The organism is Desulforudis sp. DRI-14, assembly GCF_052618305.1.
The window spans coordinates 117321-130485 of record NZ_JBQXEZ010000001.1 but is presented as its reverse complement, the minus strand read 5'-3'; the positions used below and the strand labels follow the sequence as shown (position 1 = coordinate 130485).

The following is a 13165-nucleotide window of genomic DNA, read 5'->3' as shown; positions in this document are numbered from 1 at the left end:
GTCGTTAAATACGACATACTCCTTGGGGCATTGGGTTGTTCGGCGTTAGGACTTGAAGTAGAACAGGTATACCGGGATTGCGTGGGCCTTCAGGCCCGCGCTCCATTATATGTCTTAAGGAATAAGGAAAAAGAGGAGAGGTATCGTGTCTGACAGGTTGTACATTTTTGATACCACGCTCCGTGACGGGGAGCAGTCGCCCGGCGTCAGCCTGAACCTCAACGAAAAACTGCAGATAGCCCGGCAGCTTGCCAATCTCGGCGTCGACGTCATCGAGGCGGGATTCCCCTTCGCCTCGCCGGGCGACTTTGAGGCTGTCCAGGCCATCGCCCGCGAGATCCGCGGCGTGACCATAGCCGGTCTGGCGCGGGCGAACTTCGCCGACATCGACCGGGCATGGGAGGCCCTGCGCTATGCCGACCAGCCCCGTATTCATACTTTTATCGCCACCTCTGACATTCACCTTAAACACAAGTTGCGCATGAGCCGCGAGCAGGTTCTGGAGGCCGCGGCCGCGGCGGTCAGGCGCGCGCGTTCCTATACTTCGGATGTCGAGTTCTCGGCTGAGGACGCTTCGCGTTCCGACCTCGAGTTTCTCTGCCGGGTTGTGGCTGCAGCGATCGAGGCCGGGGCCACGGTCATCAACATCCCGGACACCGTCGGCTACGCCACGCCGGATGAGTTCGGCGCCTTCATCGCCGGGATTATGCAAGGGACCCCCGGCATCGAAAAGGCGGTCTTAAGTGTCCACTGCCACGACGACTTGGGGCTGGCCGTGGCTAATTCCCTGGCGGCGGTAATCAACGGCGCGCGGCAGGTCGAAGGGACCATCAACGGGATCGGCGAGCGGGCCGGGAACGCCGCCCTGGAAGAGCTGATTATGATCTGTTACACCCGGCGCGACCGCCTGGGCATTGATTTGAGGATCAATACCGAGGAAATCTACCGCACTTCCAAGCTGGTCAGCCTGCTGACGGGCATGCCCGTGCAGTTCAACAAGGCCGTGGTCGGCAAGAACGCTTTCCTGCACGAGTCGGGCATCCACCAGGACGGCGTCCTCAAGGAGCGTACCACTTATGAGATTATGAACCCGTCGATGGTGGGGATCACCCGCACCAACCTAGTCCTGGGCAAGCACTCCGGACGGCACGCCTTCCGGCAGCGCCTTGCCGAGCTGGGTTACAGCCTGACCGAGGAAGAGCTGAATGCTGCCTTTGTGCGCTTCAAACAACTGGCCGACACCAAGAAGAACATCGAGGACGAGGACCTGGAGGTCATCGTCGAGGAACAGATCCGCAAGGTGCCGGCCACTTACGAACTTGAGTACCTGCACATCTTCAGCGGCACGACGGTGAAGCCCACCGCCGTCATCGCCCTGGTCGTCGAGGGAGAGCTGGTCCAGGAAGCGGCCTGCGGCAACGGCCCGGTCGACGCCGTTTACAAGGCCATCGAAAAGATCACCGGCAAAAAGTATATGCTGATCAGCTACGTCATCGACGCCGTCACCGGCGGGACCGACGCCCTGGCCAACGTTACCCTCAAACTGGCCAACGATCAACAAAAGGTCTTTACCGGGCGGGGCATCAGCACCGATGTCATCGAGGCGAGCGCCCGCGCCTATATCAACGTCCTGAACAAGATTGCCTACGACGAACGCCTGAAGGACAGCCACTGAGTGTCTGTCCGCACTGAGCACTGGGCACTGAGCGCTCAAATGCTCAACGCTCAACGCTCAATGCTGATTAAGTGACCGTATCCGATAATTAACGTAACTTTCGAGTAAGGATTGATGAACGCTATGGCTGGTATGACGATCACTGAGAAAATTCTGGCCGCCCACGCCGGGAAGGACCGGGTCGAGCCCGGGGAGCTGATTTCGGCCTCCGTCGACGCCGTCTTGGGGAACGACATCACCGCGCCCCTGGCTATCAAGGAGTTCGAGAAGACCGGGGTGGAGCACGTCTTCGATCCCGACAGGGTGATCCTTGTCCCCGATCATTTCATTCCCAACAAGGACATCAAGTCGGCCGAGCAGGCCAAACTGGTCCGGGATTTCGCCCGCGGGCAGCGTCTGACCAATTACTTCGAGGTCGGCCGGATGGGGATCGAGCACTGCCTCCTGCCCGAACAGGGCCTTGTGGGGCCGGGGGACGTGGTTATCGGGGCCGATTCGCACACCTGCACCTACGGGGCCCTGGGCGCCTTCGCCACCGGGGTGGGCAGCACCGACCTCGCCGCGGCGATGGCCCTCGGCGAAACCTGGTTCAAGGTCCCGGAGTCGATTAGGTTCGTCTACGAGGGCGAGCTTCCCGAATCGGTGGGGGGCAAGGACCTCATCCTGCACACCATCGGCGACATCGGGGTGGAAGGAGCCCTCTACCAGGCCATGGAGTTTACCGGGCCGGTCATCGAGAATCTGTCCATGGACGGCCGCTTCACGATGTGCAACATGGCGATCGAGGCCGGGGCCAAAAACGGCATCGTGCCCCCGGACCGCACCACCGAGGCCTACGTCCAAAACCGCGCCAAACGGCCGTATAAGTTTTACCACAGCGACGGCGACGCCAAGTACGCCCGGACGGTGAACTACGACGTCAGCGAGCTCGAACCGGTCGTCAGCTTCCCGCACAGCCCGGACAACACCCGCTTCGTCACCGAGGCTGACACCGTCGAGATCGACCAGGTGGTCATCGGGTCCTGCACCAACGGACGCATTGAGGACCTGCGCGAGGCGGCCAAGGTGCTGGAGGGCCGGAGGGTGCACGACAGAGTCCGCTGCATCGTCATCCCCGGCACCCAGGAGATCTACCTGCAGGCCATGGAGGAAGGGCTGATCGCCACCTTCGTCAAGGCGGGCGCCGCCGTGAGCACGCCGACCTGCGGCCCTTGTCTCGGCGGGCACATGGGTATCCTGGCGAAGGGCGAACGGGCCGTGGCCACCACCAACCGCAACTTCGTGGGGCGGATGGGCCACCCCGAGAGCGAGGTCTACCTGGCCGGTCCCGCGGTGGCCGCCGCTTCGGCCGTACTCGGGCGTATCGCCCACCCGAAAGAGGTGAAGTAAATGCGTCTGGAAGGAAAGGCCTGGAAGTTCGGGGATAACGTCGACACCGACGCCATCATCCCCGCCCGTTACCTGAACACTTCCGATCCCCGCGAGCTGGCCGAGCACTGCATGGAGGACGCCGATCCGGAATTTCCGTCCAAGGTGGTGCCCGGGGACATCATCGTCGGGGGGCAGAATTTCGGCTGCGGGTCGTCGCGCGAGCATGCCCCGATCGCCATTAAGCACGCCGGGGTTTCCTGCGTGATCGCCAAGACGTTCGCCCGCATCTTCTACCGCAACGCCTTCAACATCGGGCTCCCCATCCTGGAATGCCCGGAGGCCTGCGACGACATCAAGACGGGGGACCGGGTGGCCGTCGAGGCCGATACCGGCAGGATCTACAACCTGACTACCGGCAAGGAGTACAGGGCCCAGCCGATCCCGCCCTTTATGCAGGAGATCGTCGCCAAGGGCGGCCTGATCGCCTACGTCAAAGAAAAACTTAAGGAAAGCAAACCAACAGGACTCTAGACTTAAGGAGCCTTCAAAACCGGGCAAGATCCTAGCGCCTTTCTGTGGAGGGACCTGTAGTGCAGCAGCAGGTAGAAATTTACGATACCACTTTGCGCGACGGCGCGCAGGGCGAGGGCATTTCCTTCTCAGTTGACGACAAAGTCAAGATCGCCCGGCGCCTGGATAAGCTCGGCGTCCACTACATCGAGGGGGGTTGGCCCGGTTCCAACCCCAAGGATGTGGAGTTTTTCCGGCGGATGCGCGATTACAAGTTCCGGCGCGCACGCCTGTGCGCCTTCTGCAGCACCCGCAGGGTCGGCATTCCGGTCGAACAGGACGGCAACCTGACCGCCACCGTCGCGTCGGGTGTCGGCATCGCGACCTTGTTCGGAAAGAGCTGGGACTTCCATGTCTACCGGGCGCTGAACACCACCCTGGAGGAGAACCTGGCCATGATCCGGGATTCGGTGGCCTTCCTGCGCTCGCGCGGGCTGGAAGTTTTCTACGACGCCGAGCATTTCTTCGACGGCTTTAAGGCCAATCCCGAGTACGCCCTGGCCACGCTCGCCGCCGCCCAGGAGGCGGGGGCGCGGATGATCGTGCTCTGCGACACCAACGGCGGCGTGCTGCCCTCGGAAGTGCCGCCGATCGTCAGGCGGGTTCGGCAGGCGGTGCAGGTCCCGCTCGGCATCCACGCTCACAACGACGGGGGGCTGGCGGTCGCCAACAGCCTGATGGCCGTAGAGGCCGGCGTCGTCCAGGTCCAGGGGACGGTCAACGGCTTCGGCGAGCGCTGCGGCAACACCGACCTCTGCGTGCTGATCCCCAACCTGACGCTGAAGAAAAAAATCCGCACCATCCCCGACGACCATCTCGTCTACTTGACCGAACTCTCCCGCTTCGTCAGCGAAATCGCCAACGTCACCCCCGATCCCCGCCAACCTTACGTAGGCGCCAGCGCCTTCGCGCACAAGGGCGGCGTGCACGTAAACGCGCTCCTGAAAGACCCGCAGACCTATGAGCACATCACCCCCGAAGCCGTGGGCAACAAAAGGAACGTTTTAGTGTCAGAATTATCGGGTCTCGCGAATTTAGTATATAAATACCGGGAACTGAAAATGGGGGACGTGGACAGCGAGGAGACGCGCCGGTTCCTGAACGAGCTTAAAGAACTGGAGTTCCAGGGCTTTCAGTTCGAGGGGGCGGAGGGTTCCTTCGAACTGTTGGTACGCAAAGCCTACCAGGGCTATAAGAAGCCCTTCAACCTGGAGAGCTTGCGGCTGATCATCGAGCTCCGGGAAGACAAACACATCTCGTCGGAGGCGACCATTAAGCTGCGCGTCGGCGACCAGGTGATCCACACCGCGGCCGAAGGAAACGGTCCCGTCAACGCCCTGGACGCCGCTTTGCGCAAGGCCCTGGTGGCTTTCTATCCGCAGATCAACAGGATGAAGCTCAACGACTACAAGGTCCGCGTGCTCAACGAAAAGGCCGGGACCGAAGCGGTCGTCCGGGTTTTGATCGAGACCGGTGACGGGCGCCATTCCTGGGGGACGGTCGGGGTTTCGTCCAACATCATCGAAGCGAGCTGGCAGGCGCTCACCGACAGCCTGGCCTACGGCCTGGTCAAGGCCGAGGAACCCGAGGAGGAAGACGAGTAAATAGATTCCCTGCCTTCCAACATTAGGGGTCCCCTGTTCCCTAACACTTCACCGCCGCCTGCATACCATAAATAAGGATCTTGTAGGACTGCATGATGTGTGATATTTTTATCGGGATGGGGGAATAGGCACCAGATGGGCAAACTTTTCGGCACTGACGGCGTTCGCGGCGTCGCCAACCGCGAACTCACTCCCGAACTTGCTTACAAGTTGGGACGCGTGGGTGCGTATCTGCTAACTAACGATACAGAAACCCGTTCGATCGTTATCGGGCGCGACACCCGCGTTTCGGGGGACATGCTCGAAGCCGCCCTGATTGCCGGGATCTGTTCCGTCGGCGTCAACGTGTTGCGTGCCGGTATCATCCCCACCCCCGCTGTCGCCTACCTGACCCGCGCCCTCAGCGCGGGAGGCGGCGTCGTCATTTCCGCATCCCACAACCCGTACGAGGACAACGGCATCAAGTTTTTCGGGGCCAACGGCTGCAAACTGCCGGACGCCGTCGAAGAAGAGATCGAGAGGTTTGTCCTCGTCGCCGAGAACGGCCTGTCGTCGCCTACGGGAGATCGGGTGGGACGTGTCTTTGACGTTAATGACGCCGACCGGCTTTACATCAACTTCGCCAAAGGGGCCGGTCCCGCCAGCCTCAAGGGATTGCGCATCGTCGTCGACTGCGCCAACGGGGCGGCTTATCGCGTCGGCCCCCGCATCTTCAAAGAACTCGGCGCGGAGGTCATTCCTCTTGCCGTAGAACCGGACGGCTTGAACATCAATGTCGGGTGCGGCTCTACCAACCCGGCCCGCCTTCAGCAGGAAGTAGTCAGGCAAAGGGCCGACCTGGGCTTGGCTTTTGACGGTGATGCCGACCGCGTCATCGCTGTCGACGAGCAGGGCAATATCGTTGACGGCGACCAGATCATGGTCATCTGCGCGAAGCGTCTGAAGGAACAGGGCCGCCTGGCCGGCGATACCCTGGTGGCCACCGTGATGAGCAATCTCGGCCTGCACCTGGCTTTGCAGGATGCCGGCATCAAGGTCCTGCAGACCAAGGTGGGGGACCGTTACGTTCTCGAAGAGCTGCTTCGGACGGGGACCAACATGGGCGGGGAGCAGTCCGGACACATCATCTTCCTTGATCACAACACCACCGGCGACGGTATCCTTACCTCGATGCAGCTACTGAACGCGGTCACCGGCACGGGCCAATCCCTGGGGAGTTTGGCCGGCTGGATGGAGCGCCTGCCGCAGATTTTGGAAAACATCCGAGTCCGCGAAAAAGAGACGATAATGAATGATCCCCGGCTGGAGGCGGCCATCCAAGAACAGGAAGCGCGGCTGGCCGGGCAGGGACGGATCCTGGTAAGGCCGTCCGGCACCGAACCCCTGATCCGCGTCATGGTTGAGGGCAGGAACCGGGATGTTTTAATGCAGGTCGTCAACGAGCTGGTTAAAGTAATCCGGGAGATCGAGCGGTGACAAATACTTGCTTTTGGTCCAACTATTTGGTAATTAGTTTCATGGAGTGATCAACCTGAATAAAGCCGTGGAGGCCATAATTAACTTCTTATAGGAGGTGGTTCACCCGGCGACTGACGACTGAATTGGAAGGTGAGGAATTCGCTGAACGAATTCCATCGAGTCCGACGACAGACGACGGACGACCAACGACTGAATTGAATAGGAAGCGCCAGACCCAGCACTCAACCCGATGCTTGGTTTCCCAAGTTAAGAAAGGGTTTTGCCCCCGGTACCAGAGATTTCGTAGTTCGAATCCGGTACTGGAGGTTGAGTGCCGGGTGACGAGGGGGAGGTTTATCGAAGGATTCGGCGGATGCCTCCCGGCTGGTCACGGCCGTTAGCGACACTACAAATCCGGCGGGCAACCGCCGGGACAAAGGTGCCCGGTGACAGACGGAAAAGCACAAAAAGGGTGTTTGTCTCTTTATGCCTTTGACAGGCTAAGAGATATTACCTAATAAATGCGGCATGCTGTGCTTCGGCACAGCATTTTTTTGCCTTTAGCTACATTATTCTTGTGTACTTCACTATTCTTGTAGGAGTCTGACCTAAACCTTTCGAAAGGGATTGATGACGACATGTGTGGGATCGTTGGCTATACAGGTTACCAAACCGCCGTACCGGTGCTCCTTGAAGGCTTGCGCCGTTTGGAGTACCGCGGTTACGACTCCGCCGGTATCGCTGTTTTTGAGGAGAACGCTCTTTACTTAAAGAAGAAAGCCGGGGAACTCGAGGTCCTGGTGAACACCATCAACGGACAGTCTTTTAACGGGAAAAGCGGCATCGGGCACACCCGCTGGGCCACGCACGGCGCCCCCACCGACCTCAACGCTCACCCCCACATCGACTGCACCGGCCGCTTTGCCTGCGTGCATAACGGGATTATCGAGAACTACTCGAGCCTCCGGCAGTGGCTGAAGGCCGAGGGGCACATGTTTCGCTCCGAAACCGACACCGAGGTCCTGCCGCACCTCATCGAGCATTACTACAACTTCGACGGCGACCTCTACGAGGCCGTGAAGCGCGCCGTCAGCCGCCTGCACGGCAGCTTCGCCTTCCTGGCCATCGCCCTCAACGAGCCCGGCCGGCTGATCGCCGTGCGCCAGGACAGCCCGCTGGTCATCGGCCTGGGCGAGGGCGAGAATTTCATCGCCTCCGACATCCCGGCCATCCTGCCCTATACCCGCAAGGTCTACCTGCTCGACGACGGCCAAATGGCCGAGGTCACCGACTCCAGGGTCAACATCTTCGACTTTAACGGCAGGTCGATCGCCAAAGACGTCTTCCACGTCAACTGGGAGGCCGAACAGGCCGAAAAGGGCGGCTACGACCACTTCATGATCAAGGAGATCTGCGAGCAGCCCAAGGCCGTCCGGGAAACCCTGCGCGGGCGCATCTCCCCCGACGGCCGCCGCGTCGTCTTCGATGAGCTTTCGCTGGAGGCCGACTATGTCCGCAATCTCAACAAGATCTTCGTTGTCGCCTGCGGTACCGCCTATCACGCCGGCGTCGTCGGCAAGTACGTCATCGAGAAGCTCGTCCGGATTCCGGTGGAAGCCGACATCGCTTCCGAGTTCCGCTACCGCGAGCCGATTATCGGCGGAAACGACCTGGTCATTTTGGTCAGCCAGTCGGGTGAGACGGCCGATACCAGGGCCGCGCTGCGCGAGGCCAAGAGCCGCGGAGCCCACGTTATCGCCATCACGAACGTGGTGGGAAGTTCGATCGCCCGCGAGGCCGACGACGTCATCTACACCTGGGCCGGGCCGGAGATCGCCGTCGCCTCGACCAAGGCTTACGTCACCCAGCTTACCGCTTTTTACCTCTTGGCCCTTTGGCTGGGAGAAGCGCGCGGCACGCTGGCGAAAGGCGACCAGCAGGCCATCCTGTGGGGACTCGGCAATCTGCCTGAGCAGATTGCGCAGACGCTTGAAAACACCGAGTGCATTGCTCAACTGGCGCGCCGGTACGCCGACCGCGAGGACGTCTTCTTCATCGGGCGCGGCCTGGACTACGCCGTCGCGATGGAGGGGAGCCTCAAGCTTAAGGAAATCTCCTACATCCACGCCGAGGCCTACGCCGCCGGGGAGCTGAAGCACGGCACCCTGGCCCTGGTTGTACCGGGCGTTCCGGTGTTCGCCCTGGCGACCCAGCCCGAACTCTACGATAAGACCGTGAGTAACATTAAGGAAGTCAAGGCCCGGGGCGCCGACGTCATCGCCGTGGCCCTCAACGACCACTGCGAAATCCGGGAAGTGGCCGACGAGGTCATCTGCCTGCCGCAGACCCATCCGCTCGTCGCCCCCGTCCTAGCCGTGGTCCCGCTGCAGCTCTTTGCTTACTATGCTGCCGTCGCCCGCGGCTGCGAAGTTGACAAACCCCGGAATTTGGCGAAGAGCGTGACCGTGGAGTAGGGTAGACAACATAGCTCCAAAAACCCGGACTGAAGCTCGATCGAGACCTCCCTGGGCTGCTACATCACGCGAGCCACGGGGTGGCTTCGCTTATCCTATGATGCTTGACCATGTGAAGGAACATGTTTTAATATGTCCGAAAAGAGAGAAAGATCGTCTCAACCGCTGCGTTAGCGTAGCGGTTGTCCTGCCTCATGGGCGTTCGACAGATTACGACATCATTCTGCATGAAAAGAGGGGCATGAAAGATAGGTTTTGAATCTAGGGGGAGAGGCTTTATCTTGTGCCATTAAGCTTCTCCCTAGACAGCTAGGGGCTCTGTGCCAGATACTGAGTGATAGTTTGGATGGGGCACCAGCCCATATTACAATAGCTACGGTGCGGACGTTCAGTGTTTTAGGATGCTCCAGGCTTAGGGCGAGGACCTGCTCCACAACCGTGCACTGCAGCAAGAAGCGAGTCGAACGGCTTGAACACGGTAACTACTATTTGTTCTAATTAGACTATTATTGCCAGAAACCGGCCGTAGTAGCATTACTCTTCATACCATATCATGGAAGCAAGAACTATACCCTTAGTTGGGAGTGGGTTAAGGTGTACTGGCAGTCCGAAGATTCGTTAATCGAGACTTTTATTGAGCTGTTCAAGCCACAGTCTACTTCTTCGTTTGTACTTAGAAGGGAGTTTGTAACGAATTACGGACGGCCCGACGTAGTTGTTATCGAGTATGACGAGAAGTCCCTAGATAGAAGGCGATCGGAGATAGGGACCAAGCCAGACAAGTTTCCGAAAGAATTGGCACACGGAATGACGTACCTATCGGGAAAACCGTGGGTTCGCCCAGAAACCCTTGGACAGTTTTTGAACGTTAGCAAGAGCCACTTGAAGAGGATAATCGGTGACCTGGATGCCAGGGGACTTGTGCAGTTTAGAGGACCTTGTGTTAAAGCACGGACAAGGACGGAGTTGCTGGTTGTCAGGCGGATATGGGTATTTGAGGCAAAACTCAAGAACTGGCGAGTGGCTCTAGACCAGGCTTACCGTCATCTGTGGTTTACCGGAGACTCTTATGTCCTTATGCCTCAGACCCTAAGACAGGATGAGATAGCGAATGAGTGCCGTCAGTACGGTGTGGGCCTGTCGGTTATTTGTAGGAATGACTGTATCAAATACCCTTTACGTGCCATAGAGAAAGGGGTTCGAAACTGCCCTATTGTCTGGACCATAAATGAGGAACTAGTGGGGGGCTACTATGAACCACTTGAACTTCAATCCCCAGATAGAAGCGATTCAAGAAGCTTTACCCGGAGTCACAGTTACTAGGGTAATAGGCTCAGGAGGTCAGAAGCAGGTCTATAAGGCCCATTCGATTGGGCACGGAGACGTGGCCTTAAAGCTTGTTAGACCGGGTAACACTGAAAGAACACTGAGGGAAATCTTGGCTGCTTCTAGGCTTTCGGGTCCATATTTCGCCGTAACCTATAAGTATGGTGAGTGCCAAATTGAGGGACAGAAGGTAGTCTATATTCTTGAAGAATTCTTAAACGGCGAGTCCATACGTCAGATACTGATTCGGAAGGGCTCTCTTGATCTTTTGGAAGCTGAATATATAGGGAGAAACTTGTTAAGGGCGTTGCAGATTGTTGAGCAACAGGGTTTAGTCCACAGGGATATTAAACCTGACAACGTAATGATGTGCGAAAGTGGCAGGGTAGTACTCCTTGACTTCGGCATTGCACGGCATCTTCTACTTGATTCATTAACAGCAGATTTCGCCCCATTCGGCCCTCTGACCCCAGGATACGGGGCACCTGAACAAATCTTGAATCGAAAGCGGGCAATCTCTAGTCGAACAGACCTGCATGGGTGGGGCCTATTAATGTACGAATGTATTACCGGTAACAACCCTTTTACTTCTGGGTGTTCCACCCCACAAGAAGCCATCGAAAGAACGCTCAGGTTTAAACCACCTGATCTTACTGCCGTTTTTCCAGGCGTTGATCCGGCACTTAGTGAAGTCGTATCACGTTGCCTTAGTAAACCGGTTCATCGTCGGCCTAATGGAGTAGATGAAATCCTTAGATGTTTGAGATGGGATGCTTAAAGATGAGGTTTTACTTGCAGCAAGGATATGGTATGATGAGTCTAAACCGCGAGTTCGTTAGTTCTTTCCCGGAAACAGGCGTAATCCTGTCGCCACGACCCTGTACTCCCCAGCAAATGGTACGGCACGCAGAGGAACTGCACGAGCTTGATGCTTTTGTGCTCTTTGACCCTCAGTTCTATCAACCTCGGACATTGCATGGGAATATTGTCCAATACCCCTATTGGCCCAGGGTAACCTTTAATACTCAAACTTTTAGAACCGATGATGCTCAAGAACTCTGCAGAAGAGTAGTGGAGTACCAGGTCGGAACACTAAATGTGGACGCCATAATTGCGCCCGGACGTTATACTAATACCCTAACGGAAGGATGGCTTGAACTTCAAGCCATTTTTGCACAAACAGCTTATGAAATGAGGGCAGGTCTACCGGTCTATAGTACTTTGGCAATCGGCCCAGATGTGGTACTCAATACTGATGGGTTTAACACTCTTCTAGACGAACTTGTAGCATATCCCGTGAACGGAGTATACGTGGTACTCTATCATCCCAACGGTCGGTTTATGGTAAACAGTGAGGAGTATATATACAATCTTTTGGATGGGTTTCTCAGTATTGCTTTGGCTGGAAAGGATATCATCCTGGGGTACTCAAACCAACAATGTCTCTTGTATGCCGCAGCTGGAGTCACCGGACTGGCCTCTGGAAACTTCCGCAACGTACGTGCCTTTGATCCCCAGCTCTTTGAAAAACCCGATGGAGGTCAGCAGCAGCGAGGTATATGGTACTACGATGCTAATACTTTGAGCGAATACAGGCCTCAGCAATTAGCATTAGCTTTTAGGAGACGGCTCAGGGAGTTTTTAGGTCCCGAATGTGAGTACTGCCGCGCGTTGTTAAGGAGTAATAATCCCGCAGCGGTGATGTGGCGGGAGCCATTACCGTTTTTTCACTACCTAGTTGAGTTACGAAGACAATGGCTAATGCTGGGTGAGGTAGCCCCAGCGTTAAGAGTCAGCGAAGTTGAGCGAGTCTTTGAGACTGCCGAGACTGTACTTACCACTCTCGTGGAGAGAGGGTTTCGCCCCGGCGAACGTTCCTTTGGTCCTTATTTCACTCCATCCCTTGGAGCTTTAACGGCCTTTGGAACTGACCGAGCTGCTGATATCGCCCGCCTCACCTAGATGATTGAAGAAGTCCGTGCCAGGTACTCAAGGTATTAAGTGTTTGCACTTGACCCGGTTTGGTGGAAACCCCTGATACTTGGGGTAAGTCCCTGAAAGGAGAGAATCACCGTGCCGAGGACAAGATCACCGTACCTACCGGAATTTCGGGCGGAAGCCGTCCGCCTGGTGCGTGAGAGCGGCAAAAGGATGGTGGAAATGGCCCGGGATCTGTATGAGAGCGACAAAGGTGAACGCCAAGGTTTGACGACGGTCGAGCGGGAAGAATTACAGCGGGTGCGAAGGAAGAACCGCATCCTCTGGGAGGAGCGGTAAATCTTAAAAAGCAGTGGCCGACTTGGTGGTCGGTGCGGTCAATATGGTGTTTGAAACCATCGCCCGTCGTCGGAACTGATCCACCACTGTGACCACGGTAGCCAGTACACCTCACTTGCCTTTACCCGGCGCCTCCAGGAGGCGGCATCGTAGGCTCAATGGGCTCCGTAGGAGACACATTAAACAACGCCGTTGTCGATGTCAACGCCGACTTACTTTTGACCCACTGGCGCCGGTTGGGAATTGACCCACCCGGCCAGCAAGCTATGTCTTTGACTGATTGGCGCAAACCATCTTCGGTCTGGGTTATGGCACGGTGTCGCAAACATTATTGTCAATCCACACATGGTAAGCTGTTCACCTTTCCGGCCCCGGGTACTCCCGGGGCTTTGTCGTGTCTTGTGAATAAC

The 13165-nt window shown here is 57.4% G+C and carries 10 protein-coding genes and 1 pseudogene; all 11 read left to right on the top strand.

Going from position 1 to position 13165, the window contains the following annotated elements; translation table 11 throughout:
• The first annotated feature begins 145 nt into the window (after window positions 1–145).
• Window positions 146–1675 carry a 2-isopropylmalate synthase gene (locus tag ACUM6F_RS00685; protein WP_445348068.1) on the top strand — a complete coding sequence of 510 codons (1530 nt, stop codon included), beginning with the start codon at window positions 146–148 and terminating at the stop codon, window positions 1673–1675.
• A 123-nt stretch (window positions 1676–1798) separates the two neighbouring features.
• Window positions 1799–3064, top strand: coding sequence for a 3-isopropylmalate dehydratase large subunit (gene leuC / locus ACUM6F_RS00680; protein ID WP_445348067.1), 1266 nt, complete (start codon window positions 1799–1801; stop codon window positions 3062–3064).
• Between the two features lie 6 nt (window positions 3065–3070).
• Complete coding sequence (leuD, locus tag ACUM6F_RS00675) at window positions 3071–3577, top strand: 3-isopropylmalate dehydratase small subunit (RefSeq protein WP_445348223.1); 507 nt, start codon at window positions 3071–3073, stop codon at window positions 3575–3577.
• A gap of 59 nt (window positions 3578–3636) precedes the next feature.
• Window positions 3637–5220: a citramalate synthase gene (gene cimA / locus ACUM6F_RS00670; protein ID WP_425620279.1), complete on the top strand. Its 1584-nt coding sequence runs from the start codon at window positions 3637–3639 to the stop codon at window positions 5218–5220.
• 135 nt (window positions 5221–5355) lie between these two features.
• Complete coding sequence (gene glmM, locus ACUM6F_RS00665) at window positions 5356–6696, top strand: phosphoglucosamine mutase (RefSeq protein ID WP_445348066.1); 1341 nt, start codon at window positions 5356–5358, stop codon at window positions 6694–6696.
• Between the two features lie 620 nt (window positions 6697–7316).
• A complete protein-coding gene (glmS, locus tag ACUM6F_RS00660; protein ID WP_445348065.1) occupies window positions 7317–9152 on the top strand; it encodes a glutamine--fructose-6-phosphate transaminase (isomerizing) in 1836 nt (611 codons plus the stop codon).
• Between the two features lie 594 nt (window positions 9153–9746).
• Window positions 9747–10475, top strand: a complete 729-nt coding sequence (locus ACUM6F_RS00655) for a hypothetical protein (protein ID WP_445348064.1) — start codon at window positions 9747–9749, stop codon at window positions 10473–10475.
• A complete protein-coding gene (locus ACUM6F_RS00650) occupies window positions 10405–11256 on the top strand; it encodes a serine/threonine protein kinase (protein WP_445348063.1) in 852 nt (283 codons plus the stop codon). The genes ACUM6F_RS00655 and ACUM6F_RS00650 overlap by 71 nt, the downstream gene beginning before the upstream one ends.
• A gap of 293 nt (window positions 11257–11549) precedes the next feature.
• Window positions 11550–12440 carry a hypothetical protein gene (locus tag ACUM6F_RS00645; protein ID WP_445348062.1) on the top strand — a complete coding sequence of 297 codons (891 nt, stop codon included), beginning with the start codon at window positions 11550–11552 and terminating at the stop codon, window positions 12438–12440.
• A 111-nt stretch (window positions 12441–12551) separates the two neighbouring features.
• Window positions 12552–12755, top strand: coding sequence for a hypothetical protein (locus ACUM6F_RS00640; RefSeq protein ID WP_445348061.1), 204 nt, complete (start codon window positions 12552–12554; stop codon window positions 12753–12755).
• A gap of 75 nt (window positions 12756–12830) precedes the next feature.
• Window positions 12831–12979, top strand: a pseudogene (locus ACUM6F_RS00635) (IS3 family transposase); the annotation flags it as partial.
• Window positions 12980–13165: the final 186 nt, after the last annotated feature.